The 19,500-nt window shown below is 62.4% G+C and carries 26 protein-coding genes; 14 read left to right on the forward strand and 12 right to left on the reverse strand.

All coding sequences use genetic code 11. From position 1 onward, the window contains the following. The first annotated feature begins 42 nt into the window (after positions 1-42). The 5 genes from FJ950_RS11835 to aat all read left to right on the forward strand — a co-directional run bounded on the left by FJ950_RS11835 (position 43) and on the right by aat (position 3,900). Positions 43-843, forward strand: a complete 801-nt coding sequence (locus FJ950_RS11835) for a DsbA family protein (RefSeq protein WP_140616924.1) — start codon at positions 43-45, stop codon at positions 841-843. Positions 844-988: 145 nt separating this feature from the next. Beyond that, the gene (gene aroQ / locus FJ950_RS11840) at positions 989-1,423 is read left to right on the forward strand and encodes a type II 3-dehydroquinate dehydratase (RefSeq protein ID WP_015318037.1); all 435 of its coding nucleotides are present in this window, start codon (positions 989-991) and stop codon (positions 1,421-1,423) included. A 26-nt stretch (positions 1,424-1,449) separates the two neighbouring features. Beyond that, entirely contained in the window at positions 1,450-1,902 is a 453-nt protein-coding gene (gene accB, locus FJ950_RS11845; RefSeq protein ID WP_015318038.1) for an acetyl-CoA carboxylase biotin carboxyl carrier protein, read from the forward strand. A gap of 10 nt (positions 1,903-1,912) precedes the next feature. Then, positions 1,913-3,256 (forward strand): acetyl-CoA carboxylase biotin carboxylase subunit, encoded by a 1,344-nt coding sequence (accC, locus tag FJ950_RS11850; RefSeq protein ID WP_015318039.1) that lies wholly within the window; start codon positions 1,913-1,915, stop codon positions 3,254-3,256. A gap of 26 nt (positions 3,257-3,282) precedes the next feature. Then, a complete protein-coding gene (aat, locus tag FJ950_RS11855; protein ID WP_140616925.1) occupies positions 3,283-3,900 on the forward strand; it encodes a leucyl/phenylalanyl-tRNA--protein transferase in 618 nt (205 codons plus the stop codon). A 9-nt stretch (positions 3,901-3,909) separates the two neighbouring features. Here aat and FJ950_RS11860 read toward each other — a convergent pair whose 3' ends face one another. The 3 genes from FJ950_RS11860 to FJ950_RS11870 form a co-directional block, all read right to left on the reverse strand. Continuing rightward, positions 3,910-4,293 carry a hypothetical protein gene (locus tag FJ950_RS11860; protein WP_140616926.1) on the reverse strand — a complete coding sequence of 128 codons (384 nt, stop codon included), beginning with the start codon at positions 4,291-4,293 and terminating at the stop codon, positions 3,910-3,912. A gap of 63 nt (positions 4,294-4,356) precedes the next feature. Continuing rightward, the gene (locus FJ950_RS11865; protein ID WP_140616927.1) at positions 4,357-4,953 is read right to left on the reverse strand and encodes a DUF2155 domain-containing protein; all 597 of its coding nucleotides are present in this window, start codon (positions 4,951-4,953) and stop codon (positions 4,357-4,359) included. Positions 4,954-5,091: 138 nt separating this feature from the next. Beyond that, on the reverse strand, positions 5,092-5,490 hold the full coding sequence (locus tag FJ950_RS11870) for an NADH:ubiquinone oxidoreductase subunit NDUFA12 (RefSeq protein WP_140616928.1): 399 nt from the start codon (positions 5,488-5,490) through the stop codon (positions 5,092-5,094). 228 nt (positions 5,491-5,718) lie between these two features. Here FJ950_RS11870 and panB point away from each other — a divergent pair, with 228 nt between their 5' ends. Continuing rightward, a complete protein-coding gene (gene panB / locus FJ950_RS11875) occupies positions 5,719-6,561 on the forward strand; it encodes a 3-methyl-2-oxobutanoate hydroxymethyltransferase (RefSeq protein ID WP_140616929.1) in 843 nt (280 codons plus the stop codon). Continuing rightward, the gene (gene panC / locus FJ950_RS11880; protein ID WP_140616930.1) at positions 6,558-7,409 is read left to right on the forward strand and encodes a pantoate--beta-alanine ligase; all 852 of its coding nucleotides are present in this window, start codon (positions 6,558-6,560) and stop codon (positions 7,407-7,409) included. The genes panB and panC overlap by 4 nt, the downstream gene beginning before the upstream one ends. 133 nt (positions 7,410-7,542) lie before the next feature. On the opposite strand, the gene FJ950_RS11885 is transcribed toward panC, so the two are convergent. The 3 genes from FJ950_RS11885 to gatB all read right to left on the reverse strand — a co-directional run bounded on the left by FJ950_RS11885 (position 7,543) and on the right by gatB (position 10,391). Next, a complete protein-coding gene (locus tag FJ950_RS11885) occupies positions 7,543-8,241 on the reverse strand; it encodes an AIM24 family protein (protein ID WP_140616931.1) in 699 nt (232 codons plus the stop codon). 151 nt (positions 8,242-8,392) lie between these two features. Next, entirely contained in the window at positions 8,393-8,887 is a 495-nt protein-coding gene (locus FJ950_RS11890) for a GNAT family N-acetyltransferase (RefSeq protein WP_140616932.1), read from the reverse strand. A 4-nt stretch (positions 8,888-8,891) separates the two neighbouring features. Further along, the gene (gene gatB / locus FJ950_RS11895; protein ID WP_140616933.1) at positions 8,892-10,391 is read right to left on the reverse strand and encodes an Asp-tRNA(Asn)/Glu-tRNA(Gln) amidotransferase subunit GatB; all 1,500 of its coding nucleotides are present in this window, start codon (positions 10,389-10,391) and stop codon (positions 8,892-8,894) included. Positions 10,392-10,659: 268 nt separating this feature from the next. On the opposite strand from gatB, the gene FJ950_RS11900 reads away from it, so the two are divergent. Next, positions 10,660-10,917, forward strand: a complete 258-nt coding sequence (locus FJ950_RS11900; RefSeq protein ID WP_140617242.1) for a YjhX family toxin — start codon at positions 10,660-10,662, stop codon at positions 10,915-10,917. 44 nt (positions 10,918-10,961) lie between these two features. On the opposite strand, the gene FJ950_RS11905 is transcribed toward FJ950_RS11900, so the two are convergent. Together FJ950_RS11905 and FJ950_RS11910 are read right to left on the reverse strand one after the other, a co-directional pair. Further along, a complete protein-coding gene (locus tag FJ950_RS11905; protein ID WP_015318050.1) occupies positions 10,962-11,393 on the reverse strand; it encodes a CBS domain-containing protein in 432 nt (143 codons plus the stop codon). A gap of 87 nt (positions 11,394-11,480) precedes the next feature. Beyond that, complete coding sequence (locus FJ950_RS11910) at positions 11,481-12,236, reverse strand: rhomboid family intramembrane serine protease (protein ID WP_140616934.1); 756 nt, start codon at positions 12,234-12,236, stop codon at positions 11,481-11,483. Positions 12,237-12,694: 458 nt separating this feature from the next. Here FJ950_RS11910 and FJ950_RS11915 point away from each other — a divergent pair, with 458 nt between their 5' ends. The 4 genes from FJ950_RS11915 (at position 12,695) to FJ950_RS11930 (ending at position 15,737) form a co-directional block, all read left to right on the forward strand. Then, positions 12,695-13,327 carry a PAS domain-containing protein gene (locus FJ950_RS11915; protein ID WP_015318052.1) on the forward strand — a complete coding sequence of 211 codons (633 nt, stop codon included), beginning with the start codon at positions 12,695-12,697 and terminating at the stop codon, positions 13,325-13,327. A 119-nt stretch (positions 13,328-13,446) separates the two neighbouring features. After that, positions 13,447-14,064 carry a PilZ domain-containing protein gene (locus tag FJ950_RS11920; RefSeq protein WP_015318053.1) on the forward strand — a complete coding sequence of 206 codons (618 nt, stop codon included), beginning with the start codon at positions 13,447-13,449 and terminating at the stop codon, positions 14,062-14,064. A gap of 283 nt (positions 14,065-14,347) precedes the next feature. Beyond that, positions 14,348-14,956: a transglutaminase-like cysteine peptidase gene (locus tag FJ950_RS11925; protein WP_140616935.1), complete on the forward strand. Its 609-nt coding sequence runs from the start codon at positions 14,348-14,350 to the stop codon at positions 14,954-14,956. A 217-nt stretch (positions 14,957-15,173) separates the two neighbouring features. Then, the gene (locus FJ950_RS11930; protein WP_140616936.1) at positions 15,174-15,737 is read left to right on the forward strand and encodes an ankyrin repeat domain-containing protein; all 564 of its coding nucleotides are present in this window, start codon (positions 15,174-15,176) and stop codon (positions 15,735-15,737) included. A 36-nt stretch (positions 15,738-15,773) separates the two neighbouring features. Here the strand turns inward: FJ950_RS11930 and FJ950_RS11935 are convergent, their stop codons facing one another. Together FJ950_RS11935 and FJ950_RS11940 are read right to left on the reverse strand one after the other, a co-directional pair. Continuing rightward, positions 15,774-16,301, reverse strand: a complete 528-nt coding sequence (locus FJ950_RS11935) for a gamma carbonic anhydrase family protein (protein WP_140616937.1) — start codon at positions 16,299-16,301, stop codon at positions 15,774-15,776. Between the two features lie 19 nt (positions 16,302-16,320). Next, positions 16,321-16,656 carry a hypothetical protein gene (locus FJ950_RS11940; RefSeq protein WP_140616938.1) on the reverse strand — a complete coding sequence of 112 codons (336 nt, stop codon included), beginning with the start codon at positions 16,654-16,656 and terminating at the stop codon, positions 16,321-16,323. 138 nt (positions 16,657-16,794) lie between these two features. On the opposite strand from FJ950_RS11940, the gene FJ950_RS11945 reads away from it, so the two are divergent. Beyond that, positions 16,795-17,526 carry a hypothetical protein gene (locus tag FJ950_RS11945; protein ID WP_140616939.1) on the forward strand — a complete coding sequence of 244 codons (732 nt, stop codon included), beginning with the start codon at positions 16,795-16,797 and terminating at the stop codon, positions 17,524-17,526. A 52-nt stretch (positions 17,527-17,578) separates the two neighbouring features. Here the strand turns inward: FJ950_RS11945 and FJ950_RS11950 are convergent, their stop codons facing one another. Both FJ950_RS11950 and cysE read right to left on the reverse strand, forming a co-directional pair. Further along, positions 17,579-17,782: a DUF3126 family protein gene (locus tag FJ950_RS11950; protein ID WP_006200852.1), complete on the reverse strand. Its 204-nt coding sequence runs from the start codon at positions 17,780-17,782 to the stop codon at positions 17,579-17,581. 139 nt (positions 17,783-17,921) lie between these two features. Beyond that, positions 17,922-18,770 (reverse strand): serine O-acetyltransferase, encoded by an 849-nt coding sequence (gene cysE, locus FJ950_RS11955; protein WP_015318060.1) that lies wholly within the window; start codon positions 18,768-18,770, stop codon positions 17,922-17,924. 133 nt (positions 18,771-18,903) lie between these two features. Here cysE and FJ950_RS11960 point away from each other — a divergent pair, with 133 nt between their 5' ends. Further along, positions 18,904-19,494 carry a hypothetical protein gene (locus FJ950_RS11960; RefSeq protein ID WP_140616940.1) on the forward strand — a complete coding sequence of 197 codons (591 nt, stop codon included), beginning with the start codon at positions 18,904-18,906 and terminating at the stop codon, positions 19,492-19,494. Positions 19,495-19,500 lie beyond the last annotated feature (6 nt).

Raw genomic sequence — 19,500 nt, forward strand, 5'->3', positions numbered from 1 at the left:
CGACACAGCCAGACCGGAAAACAGGCAGAAGGAACGACAACGATGAAAAAGGCACTGCTGCTGGGCACCACGGGGGTTGCGGTCGCCCTTGCCATGCTGGCTTTCGGTTTCGTGGCCGGCAGTCCGCAGGTTGCGAAGGCCGGAACGGCACAGGCTGTCCAGACGGCGGCCGATACTAAAATCGACCGCACCGAGGTCGAGGGAATCATCCGCGACTATCTCCTGAAGAATCCGGAAGTGCTGCTGGAAGTGCAGGACGCGCTCGAGGCCAAGCAGAAGGAGGAACAGCGGCTCGCGGCACTGGGCGTCATCAAGAACGCCAAGGACCAGATCTTCAATTCCACCTTCGACGGCGTTGTCGGCAACCCGAACGGCAAGGTCACGATCGTCGAGTTCTACGACTACAATTGCGGCTTCTGCAAACGCGCCATCGAGGACATGCGGGCGCTTACCAAGTCCGATCCGGACCTGCGTTTCGTGCTCAAGGAATTCCCGATCCTCGGCCCGGATTCGCAGAAGGCGAGCGTCGTCTCGATGGCGTTTCACCTGATGATGCCGGAGAAATACGGCGAGTTCCACAATGCGCTGCTCGGCGGCCAGGGGCGCGCCACCGAGGCAACCGCGATTAAGATCGCGCTTTCGCTCGGCGCCGACGAGGCGACATTGCACGAGAAGATGAAGGACCCATCGATCACCGAGGCCTTCACCAAAACTTACGATCTTGCCAACAAACTGCAGATCACCGGAACCCCGTCCTACGTCGTCGGCAACGAGGTCGTGTTCGGGGCGCTCGGGCAGGAAGTGCTTGCCGAAAAGATCGAGGCGGCGAAAGCCGCGCTTTGAGCGGCAAGCGGTTTTCTTCACGGGCGCATTTCGGCCTGTTGTGGACAGTGAAAGAACGCACTTGCGCTCTTTCCGCGGGCGACTATGCCCGGTATAGAGGCCCAGCGCGCCGGCTTGATGCCGGCGCCGGAAAAGGTCGGTTTTTTTGAAAACGGTTTTTGTCCTGAACGGTCCCAATCTCAACGCGCTCGGCAAGCGCGAGCCGGGCATCTATGGCGGCAAGACGCTTGCCGCCATCGCCGACGACTGCAAGCAGGCAGGTGCGTCGCTTGGGATCGAGATCGATTTCCGTCAGTCGAACCATGAGGGCGATCTCGTCGACTGGATCCAGGAGGCCGGCGACAAAGCCGCCGGCATCGTCATCAACCCAGGCGCCTATAGCCATACCTCGATCGCAATCCACGACGCCATCCGTTCGATCGCGCCATTGCCGGTTGCCGAAGTTCACCTTTCCAACATTCACGCGCGGGAACCGTTCCGCCACGTCTCCATGGTCGCGCCGGTCGCTGTCGGCATGATCTGTGGCTTTGGGCCGCTCGGCTACACGCTGGCGCTGCAAGCGCTGGCCGCACGCCTATGACCGGCCAACAAACAGAAGGCTCGAAAATGTCGATAAAGAAGACCGGTGTTGACCAGCAACTGATCCGCGATCTGGCGGGCATACTGAACGACACCAACCTGACAGAGATCGAGGTGGAACTCGGCGACCTGAAGGTACGGGTGTCGCGGCAGGCGCCCGCCGTTCACGCGATTGCGGCCCCGCAGCCCACCTATGCACCAACGGCAACCCAGCCCGCGGCCGCCCCGGCGGCGGTCGACGTGTCGAAAAACGCGGTGACCTCGCCCATGGTCGGCACCGCCTATCTGGCGCCGTCGCCGGACGCAAAGCCGTTCATCGAGGTCGGCCAGAAGATCAAGGAAGGCCAGACGCTGCTGATCATCGAGGCGATGAAGACGATGAACCAGATCCCCTCGCCGCGCGCGGGCACGGTGACGGCGATCCTGTTCGAGGACGCGACGCCGGTGGAATACGGCATGCCGCTCGTCGTGATCGAGTAGAGCGGACCTGATGTTCCAGAAGATCCTCATCGCCAATCGCGGCGAAATCGCGCTCCGGGTGCTGCGTGCCTGCAAGGAACTCGGCATCCAGACGGTGGTGGTGCATTCGACCGCCGACGCTGACGCCATGCATGTCAGGCTCGCCGACGAAAGCGTGTGCATCGGTCCGCCGCCGTCGCGCGACAGCTATCTCAACATCCACCAGATCGTCGCGGCCTGTGAGATCACCGGCGCCGACGCCGTGCATCCGGGCTATGGCTTCCTGTCGGAGAACGCCAAGTTCGCCGACATTTTGGCGGCGCACAACATCACCTTCATCGGCCCGTCCGGCGACCACATCCGCATCATGGGCGACAAGATCGAGGCCAAGCGCACGGCAAAACGCCTCGGCATTCCGGTTGTGCCCGGTTCCGACGGTGCGGTGACCGAGGAAAAAGAAGCCAGGCGCATCGCCGCCGAGATTGGCTATCCCGTCATCATCAAGGCGTCGGCCGGCGGCGGCGGACGCGGCATGAAAGTAGCGCATACGGAGGCAGACCTCGAAATCGCACTGCAGACGGCACGCTCGGAAGCGGGCGCGGCCTTCGGCGACGACGCGGTCTACATCGAGAAATACCTGGAGAAACCGCGCCACATCGAGGTGCAGGTGTTTGGCGACGGCTTCGGCGGCGGCGTGCATTTCGGCGAGCGCGACTGCTCGCTGCAGCGGCGCCACCAGAAAGTCTGGGAAGAGGCCAATTCGCCGGCGCTCAACGCCGAGGAGCGGTCCCGCATCGGCGGTATCTGCGCCAAGGCGATCGCCGATCTCGGCTATTCGGGCGCCGGCACCATCGAGTTCCTGTACGAGAACGGCGAGTTCTATTTCATCGAGATGAACACGCGCCTGCAGGTCGAGCATCCGGTGACGGAAGCGATCACCGGCATCGATCTGGTCCACGAGCAGATCCGCGTCGCGTCCGGCGGCGGCCTTTCGGTCAAGCAGGAAGACATCAAGTTCAACGGCCACGCCATCGAATGCCGTATCAACGCCGAGGATCCCCGCACTTTCACCCCCTCGCCCGGCACGATCACGCATTTTCACACGCCGGGCGGCCTCGGCATCCGCGTCGATTCCGGCGTCTATTCGGGCTACAAGATCCCACCCTACTATGACAGCCTGATCGGCAAGCTGATCGTGCATGGCCGCAACCGCGTCGAATGCATGATGCGGCTGCGGCGGGCACTCGACGAATTCGTCGTCGACGGGATCAAGACGACGTTGCCACTGTTTCGCGATCTCGTCGGCAATGCCGACATCGCCAATGGCGACTACGATATCCACTGGCTGGAAAAATATCTGGCCAAGGGCGAATAGCCTCAACTTGCCGCTATAATGACGCGATGACCCGTCCCTACGCGCCAGGCTATCGCATCCCAACCGACCTTCTGCTCAAGGCATACGCCTCGGGCGTCTTCCCCATGGCCGAAAGTGCTGGTGACCCAGAAGTCTTCTGGGTGCGGCCGGAGACGCGCGGCATCATCCCGCTCGATGATTTTCACACCCCCAAAAGCCTGAAGAAGACGATCCGCAGGCACCTGTTCGAAATCCGTTTCGATTTCGATTTCGAGGCGACGATCGATGGCTGCGCCGAAAAGCGTGAGGAGCGCCGCTCTACCTGGATCAATGCGCCGATCCGCGAAGCCTATGTGCAACTGCACCGCATGGGTCATTGCCACTCGGTCGAGGCCTGGCGCGAGGGGCGTATGGTCGGCGGCCTCTATGGCGTCTCGCTCGGGCGGGTGTTCTTCGGCGAAAGCATGTTTTCCAAAGAGACGGACGCGTCGAAGACCTGCCTGGTGCATCTCGTCGAGCGCCTGAAGGCACGCGGCTTCGCGCTGCTCGATACGCAGTTCACGACAGAGCACCTCAAGCGTTTCGGCGCGGTCGACGTGCCGCGCGGCAAATACGAAAAGATGCTGGCAGACGCGCTAAAAGGCGAAGCGGTCTTTTTTCCGTAGGATCAGGCCCTACTTGGGCGACGCCTCGATCGGCGTCTGCGCATGGAACATCATCTTCCAGCCATTGACGCGATGGACGTAGCCGGTGCTGACCAGCGCCGCATAGGGCTCGCCATTTTCGCGCGTCGCATGCGCTTCATAGGTCAGCATGACGATATCGCTGCCGGGTTCGATTATTCCCTTGAGTTCGATGTCGAGGTCGCGCCAGCGGTTGGGTTTGGCTGCGGTCTTGGCCAGATCGGCATTGTCCATGGCCTGTGCCATCTGTGGAAACGCCACAAGGCATTCGGTGTCGACATTGGCAGCATAGTAGGCAGTGTCGCCCGTCCAGAACCCCTTTTCGAGCTCCAGCAACTCGGCCTTGTTGGCCATGATCCGCTTGCTGTCCGACATTGGCGTATCCTCAACGCGCGTGGTGGTGGTCCAACGCGCGCCAGCCATGGCGGTTCCAAGAGATCAGTTGGTGTCCGTCGTAGCCGGTTCCACGGCGTCGTCGGGCTGTGCCGCGTCGGGAGCGACCGGGGGCTTTGGCTTGGTCGCGGCTGGCTTCGACGCGTCGGCTTTCGCCCCATCGGCCTTGGTCGCGCCACTCTTGCCAGCATCGGGCGCCGGCACATCCGACTTCTGCTTGCATTCCTTCAGCCAGACGTCATAGACGGCATGTTCGACGGCGTTGAGCCCCGGACTTTCCGCAAACATCCAACCGGTAAAGATACGGCGGATCTTGCGGTCGAGCGTGATCTCGTCGACCTCGACGAAAGAATCGGTTTTCGGCTGTTCGTTCTGCGGCCGGGAATAGCAGACGCGCGGCGTGACCTGCAGGGCGCCGAACTGCACCGTCTCGTCGATATAAACATCGAAGGTGATGATGCGGCCGGTGATCTTGTCGATGCCGGCGAACTCGGCGACCGGGTTGGTGATGCGATCCGATCCCGCGGGCGCCGCCGGCGCCGGGGCGGCGGGTGCGGGTGAAGCCGCAAAGGCGATGGTGCTGACGGCGAGGCTGGCTGCTAACGTCAGGCCGCCCGTCAATATCGGGTTGAAAAAGCTCATGCAGGGGTACCGGTGGTTCGCGCCCAGGTGATTCCGTCGATCGCCAAGGCTAGTCGCCGTTTTCTGATCAGCAAGCAGCTAAACACCAATTGTGGCGATAAAGGACCGGCCTGCACCTTACCTTTGCAACTCGCGCCGTTACGAGCCCGGCGTCCAGGCGTCGTAGTCGCCGGTGACCTGCGGGCGGTGTTGATTGGTCAGCACCGAGCCCTTCGGACGATAGGCCGATGGCGTGCCGGTCAGATTGGGTAAATGCGGCTTTTGCCAGTCGCGCGGCCGGTAGTCATCGCTGGGGGGAGCGATATCGACACGATGGTGAATCCAGCCGTGCCAGCCCGGCGGAATGGCCGAAGCTTCCGAATAGTTGCGGTAGATGACCCAGCGACGCGTGCGGCCTTCCGAATCGATATCGCCTTCGTAATAGACATTGCCGGCCTCGTCCTGGCCGACCCTCTTGCCGTAGCGCCATGTGTGCAGGCGCGTTCCCAGCGTCTGGCTGTTCCACCAGGTGAAAAACTGCGTCAGGAAAGTCTTCATCTCAGAACCCTCGCGCTGGCGGCGCCCGTTTCCTGCTTATGGCGTCAGGCCTTCGGGAAGGCAAGGGTTTTGCCACGAGGAGCGCGCAAATGGCGCGCCAGGGACCCGACACCAGCCTGTGATCCCCGGGGGTGACCGGATGCGCGCTTGCCAAGCCTTGCCGCTCTTTCTAAAGCTCTGCGCGCCCATGCGAAAATCCTGTCCCGCTGGGGCTGAAGGAGGCGACGATTGGCCACGCAATTGCCGACCACCGATATTCGCGTCGGCGCCGACCTGATTCGCCGCCGCAAGGGCGGCACGCCGATCGTCTGCCTCACCGCCTACACCTATCCGATCGCCCGCCTGCTCGATCCCCATGTCGACCTGCTCCTGGTCGGCGACAGCGTCGCCATGGTCCTGCATGGCCACGAGACGACGCTGGGCGCCTCTCTGGAGATGATGATCGCGCACGGCCAAGCCGTGATGAGGGGCTCGGCCCGGGCCTGCGTGGTCGTCGACATGCCGGCCGGCAGCTATGAGGGGTCCGCCGTGCAAGCCCTGGCCTCGGCACGGCGCATCGTGGGCGAGACCGGCTGCCAGGCGGTGAAGCTCGAAGGCGGCGTCGACATGGCTCGTCAGATTGCCGCGATCGTGGCCGCCGATATCCCGGTCATGGGCCATATCGGCCTGCAGCCTCAATCGGTGAAAAAGGATGGCGGCTACAAGATCAAGGGCCGCACGGACGAGACTGTAGCCGCCCTGATCGCCGACGCGCTGGCGGTCGAGAAGGCCGGCGCGTTCTCGGTGGTCATCGAAGGCACGATCGAGACGGTCGCCGCCGACATCACCCGCCGCATAGCCATTCCAACCATCGGCATCGGCGCCAGCGACGATTGCGACGGCCAGATCCTGGTCGTCGACGACATGGTCGGGCTGACGGTCGACCGCGTGCCGAAATTCGTCAAGCAATACGCCGACCTGCGCAGCGTGATCACGCATGCCGCGGAGCGCTACGCATCGGAGGTGCGGGATCGCGTTTTCCCCGGGCCCGCCCACGTCTTTTCAAAAACCAACGGCGGGGATGACGCGTGAGCCGGCCCCACGTCGTCGACAGCGTTGCCGCGCTTCGCGCGCGAATCCGCGACTGGCGGCGCGACGGACAACGCATCGCCATGGTGCCGACCATGGGCGCCTTGCATGACGGGCATCTTTCGCTGGTCAAGATCGCCCTCGAAAGGGCTGATCGTTGCGTGGTGTCGATCTTCGTCAACCCGACGCAGTTCGCACCGACCGAGGATCTCGACAAGTACCCGCGCCAGTTGGCCCGCGACCTCGACATGCTGGCCGCGGTCAAAGCCGACCTTGCCTTCACGCCCGGTGTCAGCGAGATGTATCGCGCAGGCTTTGCCACGAAGATCTCGGTAGGCGGCCCGTCAGCCGGGCTCGAAACGGACTTTCGCCCCACCTTTTTCGACGGCGTCGCCACAGTGGTGGCCAAGCTTCTCCTGCAGGCCGCACCCGACTTCGCCATCTTTGGCGAAAAGGATTACCAGCAGCTTTGCGTCGTCAGGCAGCTTTGCCGCGACCTCGACCTGCCCGTCGAGATCATCGGCGCGCCGACCATACGCGACGCGCATGGCCTCGCCATGTCGTCACGCAACGCCTATCTCGATGAAGCCGAACTCCAGATCGCTCGCCAATTCAACGTCATTCTGCGCAAGGCAGCTGCTGCGCTGGCGGCGGGCGCAGGACAGGAGGAAACGATCGCCGAAGCAAGCCGCGTCTTGGTCGCGACCGGCTTCCAGAAGGTGGATTATGTCGAGGCCCGCGAAAGCCTGACACTCACGCCATGGCGGCGCGACCGCGCGGGCCGCGTTCTCGCCGCCGCCTGGCTGGGAAAAACCAGGCTGATCGACAATGTGGAAGTTCCTACTGCCTGACCGGCGTTCGTACTCTCGATCAAGTCGAAGGCTCGCCCTGCCGATGCCATGGCACGGGGAGCCGATCCGCTGATAAGTCACCGCCGCGTTCGCGCTGGCCAGACTTTCATCCGTCTGGCTTCTGGCTCCCAGCCTATTCCTCGGTCGGCATATGCAGGTACATCGACTGGATGCCGACCCTGCCCGGCCCGGTGAAGCGGTTGACGATGAAATTCAAGTTGGCACCGAAGAAGCCGCTCGACAGCCGGTCGATCTTGGTCTCCATCCTGACCGAGGCATCCTTGAACAGCCAGCCGCCGGGCTCGATGTCTATGATCTCGCCCGGAGCGAGCGTCTTTTCAAAAACGTTGCCATAGCCGTGCAGCCAGACGATGCCGTCACCGGTATCGCCGCGAAACCGGTCGATGAAGAAGCCGCTCTGGCCGAACAGCATCGTCGCCAGGCCGCGTACGCGTTCGAACGTGTAGTCGACATTGCCGGTGGCGGCCAGAAACTGGTGCTCGCGGACCTGGATCTCCTCGCCTCGCCGCAGGTGAATCGGCACGATGTGACCCGGCCCATCACGGCTGAAGGCGATGATGCCCGCCCCCGACGCCTCGGTGACGAAGATCTGCATGCCGGCCATCATGCGCTTCAGCGCGCCCTTCAGCGATTTCAGGCCGATGGTGATTGTGGAATTCTTCCACAGCAGGATGTGGTGCTCGAAATAGACAGGCATCCGCGTCACATCGACGGAAAGCACGGGCACCAGTTCACCCGCTATGTGATAGGTGACGCCACCAAAGGTTTCGTCCGACACCTCGGTCGGCATCAGTTCCGGCAGACTTGGCATGGTTCCCCCCAAAGCCATCCCGCGTGTGTCGGTTTATTCCGGCTTCACGCGGGTCGGCCTAGGCAGCTTTGGTGCCGGACACCGGGGCCGTCAAACGAAAACAGATCCCGCGACGCGCGCTCGCGCGAAGGTGATCACGCCGCCACGGTGCTCAGGCGGCAAGTACCCGTTCATAGATCAGCGCCGGGATGGCAGAGCTGGCGGAGCCGCAATTCTCGGTGCGGCCGATCTGGACGAAGCCGTTGGCCTGATAAAAGGCAACGGCGCGGGTGTTCTTCTCTTCCACTTCGAGCCGAATGCGGTGAGCTTCCGGAAAACTCTCGATGATCTCGTCGAGGAGCATGCCGCCGATACCGCGGCCCTGCAGCGAGGGAAGCACGTAGATCTGCCTGAGCATGACCACGCCGCCGCCATCGACGGCTTCGGCAAACGCCATGCCGCCAATGCGCTTGCCGTCATCGGCAACGAGGAACTCGCTGTTCGGCTTTGCCAGCCTGGCCTTCAACGAGGCGATGGAGTGCCATTCATTGGTGATTTCGGTGACCCGCTCAGCGCCATAGATGGCGTCATACGTCGCATGCCAGGTCTCGAGCAGCAACGCCCGGACGGCTGCGAGGTCGCGATCCCCGGCGGTGCGAACGAACATGCTTTTACTCGATGCCCAGCTTGGCCTTGACGAGGTCGTTGACGGCCTGCGGATTGGCCTTGCCGCCAGTCGCCTTCATCACCTGGCCGACGAACCAGCCGGCCATGGTGGGCTTGGCGCGAGCCTGCTCGACCTTGTCGGGATTGGCCGCGATCACCTCGTCGACCGCCTTCTCGATGGCCCCGGTGTCGGTGACCTGCTTCATGCCACGGCTTTCGACCAACTGGCGCGGATCGCCGCCCTCGTTCCAGACGATCTCGAACAGGTCCTTGGCGATCTTGCCGGAGATGGTGCCTTCCTTGATCAGATCGATGACGGCGCCGAGCTGGTCGGGCGAAACCGGGGCGGATTCAATGTCCTTGCCGGCCTTGTTGAGAGCACCCAGCAGATCGTTGATGACCCAGTTGGCGGCGAGCTTGCCGTCGCGACCGGCCGCCACCTTCTCGAAATAATCGGCGATCGGCTTTTCCGACACCAGAATCGCGGCGTCGTAGGTCGAGAGGCCGAGCGAGGAGATCAGCCGCAGCTTCTTGTCATCGGGCAGTTCCGGCAATTCCTTGGCCAGCCTATCGACATAGGCCTGGTCGAATTCCAGCGGCAGAAGGTCGGGATCGGGGAAGTAGCGATAGTCGTGCGCCTCTTCCTTGGAGCGCATCGAGCGCGTCTCGCCCTTGACGGCGTCGAACAGCCGCGTTTCCTGGTCGATCTTGCCGCCATCCTCGATGATGGCGATCTGCCGGCGCGCCTCGTAGTCGATGGCCTGGCCGATGAAGCGGATCGAGTTCATGTTCTTGATTTCGCAGCGCGTGCCGAATTCGCCACCTGGCCGGCGTACCGAGACATTGACGTCGGCGCGCAACGAGCCTTCGTCCATGTTGCCGTCGCAGGTGCCGAGATAGCGCATGATGGTCCGCAGCTTGGTCACATAGGCCTTGGCCTCATCGCCGGAGCGCATGTCAGGTTTCGACACGATCTCCATCAACGCCACGCCGGAGCGGTTGAGGTCGACATATGACATGGTCGGGTGCTGGTCGTGGATCGACTTGCCGGCATCCTGCTCCAGGTGCAGGCGCTCGATGCCAACCTCGATGTCCTCGAACTCGCCCTGGCGGTCGGGGCCGACCGAGACGATCACCGTGCCCTCGCCGACGATCGGCTGCTTGAACTGCGAGATCTGGTAGCCCTGCGGCAGGTCCGGATAGAAATAATTCTTCCGGTCGAAGACCGACTTGTGGTTGATCTGCGCCTTCAACCCCAGGCCGGTGCGGATCGCCTGCTTGACGCATTCCTCGTTGATGACGGGCAGCATGCCTGGCATCGCCGCATCGACAAGGCTGACATTGGCATTGGGCGCGGCACCGAAAGCGGTCGAAGCGCCGGAGAACAGCTTTGCTTCCGAGATGACCTGTGCGTGCACCTCGAGGCCGATGATGATCTCCCAGTCGCCGGTGGCGCCGGATATCAGGCGTTTTGCGTCGGGTGTGCGGGTGTCGATGATGCTCATTGTGGCCTACGGACTGAAGTGCATTAATGCAACTTCGCTAGTGCAAACCGCCAAAAGAGACAAGCGCAAAGCCGCGGGCGAAAACCCGGGGGCTGGCCTCTTCGACCGCTTTCGCCTGTATCCGTTCGTCTCAATGGAGAGTGGATGTCCACTTACGCGCAGTCCCGGTGAGGCCCTGACCTCGTAGCGAGGCAGGGCAGAAAACCTGAAACCCCGTGCCGCGAAGCTTCGCGGCGGCGGTATTTTTCGTTTTCCGGGAACTCTTCACATGGATATTTCGCGCATTGAACAGCGCATCCTGCACCTGCTCGCGCAGGGCGGACGCATTGAAATCGAAAGGAACGACAAGAAACGGATCGCCTCGGTCAAATGCCTGACCCGCGACGGCTGGCATTACCCCGGCGTCGATCTCGACCTGTTTCGAAAATTGAAACGCAAGAAGGCGGTTTCGTCGTCCGGCGGCGGGCCCTACCGCATCACGAGGCTCGGGCTCGAACTCGTTCGCTCCGAACTCGACAACAGGTAGCCTTGGTGCCGCCGGCCGGCACCCGGCCGGCGGTTGCCGACCGCTTAGGCGGTGGCGATGTAGGCCCGGATTTCCTCGGCCTCGCGCTCGACGTCCTCGATGCGGCGCTTGACCACGTCGCCGATGGATACGATGCCATCGAGCAGGCCGTCCTTTTCCACCGGGAGATGGCGGAAGCGGCCCCTGGTCATGATCTCCATCACCTCGTTGACGGTGTGGTTTTCGTTGCAGATCTTCACCTTCGGCGTCATCGCCGAGCGCACAGCTATATCGAGCGCGGCACCGCCTTCCCTGGCTACCACGCGCACGATGTCGCGCTCCGAAAGGATGCCGACGATCTTGCGATCGCCATTGGTGATGACCAGCGCGCCGATCCTGTGCTCGGCAAGGATGCGGATGGCTTCGCTCAGTTTTTCGTTCGGCCCGAGCGTCAACACGTCATGGCCTTTTTGCTCGAGAATGGCCTTAACCGTCATGGCGTCCTCCTCTACTTTGCCAACCGGTTCCTGCCCTGACCGGCTTTCACATAAGAGTGAACATCGTGCGCCGTGATCGGTTGCATTTCAAGCCCGGTCGGAGGTCTCCCATTCGGGCGCTTGCCATATCCAGTCGAACCAGCGCAGGCCGAAGAAGCCCGCGACAAAGCCGCCGATATGGGCCTCCCAGGCGACCTGGCCATCCACGCCGGGCGCGAAGCCAAGAAGGCCGGTGGCCAGATTGATGATCATCCACATGGCCAGGAAGATGACGACGCCGCGCGAGCGCAGCACGACCCCGACCGGCAGCACCGGGCCGGCAAAAGCAGCCTTGCCGGCCGAGCGGTCGGTGCGGAAGCCAAAGCGCGCCGCAGCCCCCATCATGCCCGATATGGCGCCCGATGCGCCGACCAGCGGCGCTTCTCCATACGGATGCATCGCCCAGAAGAGTGCCACCGAAGCCAATCCCGTGGCGGCAAAGAACAACGCGAACCGAAGCGCGCCGAGCCGATTGGCCAGCGGCGAGCCGAAGGCGGCAAGCCAGACCATGTTGATGGCGATATGGGCAAAGCCGCCATGCATGAAGGCATAGGTGAAAGGCCGCGTGAAGAGAAACCAGTCGAACCCGTACCGGCCGGTATAGAGGACGGGAATGAAAGCTCCGTCATAGAGCAGCGTCATCTGCTGGGCGTCGTTCAGCGCATATTGCTGCAGCAGGTAGACGACCGCGCAGATGCCGATCACCGCCAGCACGATCGGCGGCAGATTGAACACCGGCTCACGCACCGGTGGCGGCATGGTCTCGGCCGGTTCGGGCTCGGACGGATTTTGCTGTTCGCTCATCTGCAATCGCACTCGATGCTGGTTCGACGGGGCTGGTTCGACTGGGCTGGTTCGACTGGGCTGGTTCGACTGGGCTGGTTCGGTCTGGCGAGCATCTAGATCACCGCCGATGGAACCGCAAACGGCGAATCGTCCCGCTCCGAATCAAAGGGGCGAATCAAAAAAGAAGCCGTCCAAGGTTTCCCCTGAACGGCCGGTCGAGCCCCTGCTCCCCTAAAACTCTTGACTGAAGTGCTGCCGATCGTCGCGAAACGATCGCTTCTGGAGTGGTTTTGGTGTGCCACGCGGCGGCCCAGGGCGCAACGTAAACCAGTTGTTAACCTTAACGGCCCCGACCCGTGAACAAGTGTTAACGACGCTGGCACGCTTCCTGCTCCCCAACGCATGTAGGTCATCGGAGGGCGCCCTTCTGTTCACCGATGGGACATCAGACGACAGAATGCGCGGAGCTTTGTAGTATGAACCAAAACGGATCGATCACGCTGTTCCACTATTGGAACCGCCTGCGTGACGGACGCCCCGCTCCGAAGCGATCGGAAGTCGAGCCGGCCGATATCAAGTCGCTGCTGGCCGACACGTTCATCCTCGAAAAGGACACGCGTGGGCAGCCTGTATTTCGCCTGGCCGGCACCAGGCTCTGCGCCTCCTACGGCCGCGAACTCAAGGGATTCTCCTTCCCGTCGCTATGGCGGGAGAAGGATCAGAGGCTGGTTTCGCGGCTCATTCACGGGGTTTTCGAGCAGAAATCGGTCGTGCTGATCATTTTCGAGGGCTTCAGCCGCAACGGCCGCTCCAACAAGTTCGAATTGCTCGCCTTGCCGCTCGACGGCGGCATCGAAAATCCACGCTGCCTCGGCGTGATCAGCGCCGTGGAGAAGCCGTTCTGGCTGGGCGCGGATCCGATCACCGACGCCTTGATCGATTCCATCCGCGTCATCGACCCGGAGAAGGAACTTCTGAACAGCCGTCCGGCGATCAACGTTCCCTCGCTCGTTCCCGACGAGATCGAGGCGCCCGAAACGATCTCCGCGCTCGGTCGTGCCCGCCGCATCCGCCATCTCGTCGTTTTCGATGGCGGGCGGGACGAATAGTTGACGATCGCATGGTCTTGCAGGCTCGTTTTTCCCCTTTGTTAACCCGATTTGTTGTAGTTCTCTGCTGAAGTTCCTCGCATCCACGCGCGGGAATGCCAAACGGGGTGTAGGCAGTCATGAGGTCAGCGGCGGTCGACTACGCGCCGTCCCAAGCTGAAAGGCGTAACTTTCAGCGCGTCCGGGTCAAAATCTACGGACGTTTCATGCTGGAGGACCGCACCGAGCACCCATGCCAGGTGGTGGACATGTCGCCCGGCAACGTGGCGCTTCGCACCGACCGCATTGGCATGCCCGGCGAGAAAGTCATCGCCTATATCGACCATATCGGCCGCATCGAGGGTGTGCTGACACGCACGCTGCCGGATGGCTTCGCAATGACGGTGATCGCGTCCGACCGCAAGAAGGACAAACTCGCCGCGCAGTTGACATGGCTTGCCAACAAGCACGAACTCGACCTGCCGGAAGACCGCCGCCACGAGCGCGTCTCGCCCCGCAACCCGACGAGCGTGCTGCAGCTCACCGACGGCCGCCAGTATCAGTGCCGGATCATCGATCTGTCGCTGTCGGGCGCCGCGATCGAGATCGACGTGAAACCGGCGATCGGCGTCCAGGTCATGCTCGGCACGATGCGGGGTCAGATCGTCCGGCATTTCGAAGATGGCGTCGCCATCGAATTCGCCGTCATCCAGCGCCCCGAGACGCTCGATTCCGAATTCAACACGCCGCGCGCCTGATCGGCCGCAAAGCATGCCCGTCAAGCCGGCCCTCGCGGCCGGCTTTTTCGATTTCGGGGTACGGCGATCGATAGATCTTGGACGGCAGGTCGACATAGTCGGAAATGGTCCGGGCGAGGCCGAATTTGCCGAAACCCCAGTGCAGCAATCCAACCAATTCAATACTAAAATGATTCAAATTTTACGTTTATTCTATAGGCGTTTTACTTAAAATCTACTTCGGGCCTTTGCGTCGAATAAATCCAGATGTGGCACTGTCTCCTTCGAACGGGGAGACTGAACAATGAAAAAAACGAGGGGCAAGCTGTTGCTGATGGCAATGGCGATGCAGCTTTCCGCCTGGGGATCAGCATATGCCGCGGGACCGGCCTATATGCATACCGGCGGACGCACGACGCAGCCTGTTGGCCACTATGAATTCTGCCAGCGCATCCCCGGCGAATGCAACGAGAAGACCGCCAAGGGGGCGCCTGTCGACCTGAGCCGCAAGCTCTGGGCGACGATCGTCAGCGTCAACAATTCGGTCAACACCCGCATCAAGCCGCGCACCGACATGGAAAACTACGGTGCCGAGGAATACTGGGCCTACCCGGACAATGGCTATGGCGATTGCGAGGACTACGCGCTGGAAAAGCGCCGCGAGTTGATGAATGCGGGCGTGCCGGCCGGCGACCTCTTGATGACGGTTGCGCGCCAGCCGAATGGCGACGGCCACGCGGTGCTGACCGTGCGCACCAGCCTCGGCGAGTTCATCCTCGACAATCTTGAAACCAAGGTGCTGTCCTGGACGGACACCGACTACACCTATCTCAAGCGTCAATCGACGGAGAATTCCGGCGTTTGGGTGACGATCAACGACGGCCGTTCCGACGCGGTCGCCAGCGTCCGCTGAGGACGCCAATGAGATCAGGCGCGTTGCACGCGCTTAACGAGAAACCCGGTCGAGTCCCCACCCTCCCCGTCCCCAACGACCGGGTCAAAGGAGCCGGCCCCGTCCCCGGGCCGGCTCCGCCATTTCGGGGAAGACATCAGTACACTGTGATATAAATTTCCACAGGCGGAAGATCGAGATATTGTCAGTCGGCAACTCCGCCTTCTGGACCGCAGCCATGCAGGAAATTCCGGAAGATCGATGCGAACGCCATCGTCTGTTCAAGGCGATCGACGATGCCTTCAAGGCTGGCGACTTCGAGGCCCTCGGCACCGTCCTGGGCCGTTCGCCCCGCTGGTTTGACGAGCGCATGCCGTTTGAGCTCGGCCTTGGTCATCCGCTCGAATACGCGATCTACTGGAGCCCGCTTGCCTTCGTCGCGGCGCTGCTCGACGCCGGGTCGAGCCCAAACTACGACGATCATGCCGGATTTCCATCGATCATCGCGGCGCTGTCCACCGAGCGCGCGGACAAGCTCGACATCATCCGCATCCTCATCGATCACGGCGCCGGTGCGGACATGCGAGGTGTCAACGACTGGACGCCGCTCCATCACGCCGTGGCCATGCGAGACGCCGAGGCGATCCGCCTGCTTCTTGCCGCCGGCGCGGATCCCTCTTTGAGGACTCGCATCGACCACTGCACGACAGCGCTGGAAGAAGCAGAGATTGCAGGGTTCGAGGGGGGCGCATCGCTGCTGCGGGCAGCCCTTGCCGAGCGAGCAACCGGCAACCGGGATTGATAGGCGCCGGTGGCCGACGGCATGCCGGCCGAGACCTCAGACCTTCTTCAGCCCCGCCTTGAAGCGCCTGGCGTTGGCGACATAGTGCGCGGCCGAGGCCCGCAGCCGCTCGACCGCCGCGTCGTCCAGCACCCGGATCGCCTTGGCTGGCGATCCGACGATCAGCGAATTGTCCGGAAATTCCTTGCCTTCGGTGACCAGCGCGCCGGCGCCGACGAGTGAATTCTTGCCGATTCTGGCGCCGTTGAGCACGATGGCCCCCATGCCGATCAGGCTGTTGTCACCAATCGTGCAGCCATGCAGCATGGCGCGATGGCCGATCGTACAGCCCTCGCCGACGGTCAGCGGAAAGCCGGGATCGGTGTGCATGACGGTATGTTCCTGCACATTGGTGTCGGCGCCGATGACGATGGGCTCGTTGTCACCCCTGATGACGGCGCCGAACCAGAAGCCGGCATTGCGGCCGATCCTGATGTCGCCGATCAGCGTCGCATCGGGCGCGATCCAGTTCGAGTCCGCGTCGGCGAAGCTCGGCTCCGTTCCATCGATCGCATAAAGCGGCATTGTCGGTCTCCGAATCGCCTCAGGCTGGAAACCCTAGGAGACCGACGGCCCAGGAAGCAATGGCCAGTACGACGATGCCCAGCGCCAACGACCAGGCAATAGCGGTGCAGCCGCATGACAGGAGCGCCACTGTCGAGATGCGGTTCGCGCGCCTGGCGTCAAGGGCATCGTTGACCAGCATGAACGGCCCGGCGCCCGCGGTCACAGCCAGCGAGCGCAGCACATGGGCGGGCGACACATAGGGTTCGGTGAAGGCGACCTTGCGACCCGATACCAGCTCCATTGTCGAGCCCGCCAGACCGCAAACCGTCAAGCCGACGACAAAAGCGAACAGCAAGAGTTCCATCTGGGCCACATTAACCCTCCATTTACCATGCAATCGCACAGTCGTTTCAGGAAGTCTGCAAGGGCCGTGCCGTGCGAAGTGTGCCGTCAAGGGACACTTGGACCGCGGACACACGGATGGCCGTTTGGCGGTGGAACGAGGACCGAGATGAAGCAGGCAGCGATCGCCGACGGCCCGAAACTGACCGTGGTCGATTCCATGCTGATGAAGCGGGTGTTCTACGCGTTCGCGGCTCTGGCCTTGCTGTCGATAGCCATCAGCCTCGGCGGCAAATGGTTCGGCCGTTCCATTGCCATGGCCGGCTACACCGACGACGCGACCGTGCGCGAAGTGGTGATCGGCAACAACGTCATCACCGTGCCGGCCAATTTCATCCGGTTCGAGCAGGCCCGGCGCGACGGCGTCGCCGCGCGCCTCGACCTTTATATGCGCTATCCCCAGTTGGACGGCTACAGCGAGGCGTCGCGCGATGATTTCAATCACGCCGGAGCCAACAGGAACATCATTTTCCTGTCCTTCGAGCAGCAGATGATGTCGCGCGACATGAGCGGCCGGTTCGGGCCGATCTACAGCGCGCTCATCATCCAGCCCGGCATACCAGGCCCCGGCGGCACGACGGTCTACGGGTTCAATGAGAAATCAGGCTACCTGAACGAGGTGCTGGTCGTCGGCAAGCGCGCGGGCACCGACCCTTTCGTGGCCCGCTGCCTCAGCGGGCCGAGCGCCGGCGAATCGCTGGCGCCCTGCGAGCGGGATATCCATGTCGGGGACGATCTCAGCCTTACCTATCGCTTCCCAAGGGAATTCCTTGACGACTGGCAGACGCTAGACGCGGCAATCACGGCCAAGGCGGGGCGAATCCTAAAGACCGGACATTGACAGGCAGAAGAGGCCGGCCGCGCTCGATGCGGCCTGCCGTGGCATTGCGGGCTCAGGCCAGGTCGATGTCCAGGATCGCCATCGAGAAATTGTAGTCGCCGTCGTCCTCGTCCTTGAAGACGATGCCGAGGAATTCGTCACCGACATAGACCTCGGCCGAATCTTCCTTGCGCGGCCGTGCCTTGACCTCAAGCTTGGGGTTCTGGAAGACGCGCTTGAAATAGGCGTCCAGCTTTCTGATTTCGTCCGGCTTCAACAGTCTTCTCCGATCATCGGCTTGCTCGTTTGAACGGCGCTTCTGGCACGTCGACAATGGCGATGTAAAGGCAAGCCGGCCTTATTGCACCGGAAGCGGCAGCGCTGCCGGGCATTCATCCGGGGCAACTGCCGGCAAATCAGATATCGAAACTGATGACATGGTCCATCTTCTGCGACGGCAGAAGCTGGTCCATCTGGCGCGAAGGCTGGTCGCAGCCGGTCTCGCCAACCACGCGGGCCGGTACGCCGGCTACCGTCTTGTTGTGCGGCACAGGCGACAGCACCACCGATCCGGCGGCAATCTTGGAGCAATGGCCGATCTCGATGTTACCGAGAATCTTGGCGCCGGCGCCAATCAGCACGCCGTGGCGGATCTTGGGATGGCGGTCGCCGCCGGCCTTGCCGGTGCCGCCCAGCGTCACGCCATGCAGAATCGACACGTCGTCCTCGATAACCGCGGTCTCGCCGACGACGAGGCCGGTGGCGTGATCGATGAAGATGCCCTTGCCGATGCGCGCGGCCGGATTGATGTCGGTCTGGAAGACCGCGGACGAGCGGCTCTGCAGGTAGAGCGCGAAATCCTTGCGGCCGTGGTTCCACAGCCAGTGCGCCAGCCGGTGGGTCTGGATGGCATGAAAGCCCTTGAAATAGAGCACTGGCATGATGAACCGGTCGCAAGCCGGGTCGCGGTCATAATAAGCCTGGATGTCGACGCGTACCGTGGTCGGCCAGTCCTTGTCGTCGGCGAGCATCGACTTGAAGGTTTGGCGGATGAGATCGGAGCCGATATCCTGATGAGCAAGCCGCTCCGCGATCCTATGGATGACAGCCTCTTCCAGACTCTCCTGGTTAAGGATCGTGGAATAGAGGAACGCGGCCAGCAAGGGGTCGCGGTTGACCGCTTCCATCGCTTCGTCGCGGATCGAACGCCAGATCGGATCGACCGGCTGCAACGCGCTTTGGCGGGAAATGCTGATGCTGTTCATCGACGTCTCGTCCTGCGTCCTGCTAGTCTGCCTGCCATCTGGCCGCACATATAAGCCAGTTCATAGCATGATTGAACTCAATTTTCCTTAGTGCTGTGTCAAATGGATTTGGTTCGCGGGAATTCAAGCAGCCATGGAAAACGAACCCTTGATCGACGATGCCCTGAAAACCGAGCTTTCGGTCCTCTACAAGGCCGGCGATCGCCACTATCACAACCTCACCCATATCGAAGCGATGCTGGAGCTGGCCGATGACTATCGAACGCTTCTGGACGACCCCGAGGCCGTCGAAGCGGCGATCTGGTTCCATGACGCCGTGTATGACAGCAGGGCCAAGGACAACGAAGCGCAAAGTGCCGCCCTTGCCGAGCAAAAGCTCGCCGGCCGCATCGATGCCGGGCGCCTGAGCCGCGTCAGCGCAATGATACTCGCCACCGCCACGCACCAGTTGCCGCTGTTCGACGACGTTGCGGCGACGCGCGACGCCAGCTTGTTCCTCGACATGGATCTTTCGATCCTGGGTGCCGCGCCGGATGCATTCGACGCCTATGAACGCGCGGTTCGCCACGAATATGGCTGGGTGGAAGAGCCGATGTGGCGTGCCGGCCGCGGCGCGGTGCTGAAAAGCTTCCTTGCCCGCCCGCATATTTTTCACACGCAGGAGTTCCGGCAGCGCTTCGAGCCGCAGGCAAGGCGGAACATAGCGCGGTCGCTGCAGGCCTAGACCTGA

It is taken from the genome of Mesorhizobium sp. B2-3-14, from assembly GCF_006442175.1.
GTDB classification, from domain to species: Bacteria; Pseudomonadota; Alphaproteobacteria; order Rhizobiales; family Rhizobiaceae; genus Mesorhizobium; species Mesorhizobium australicum.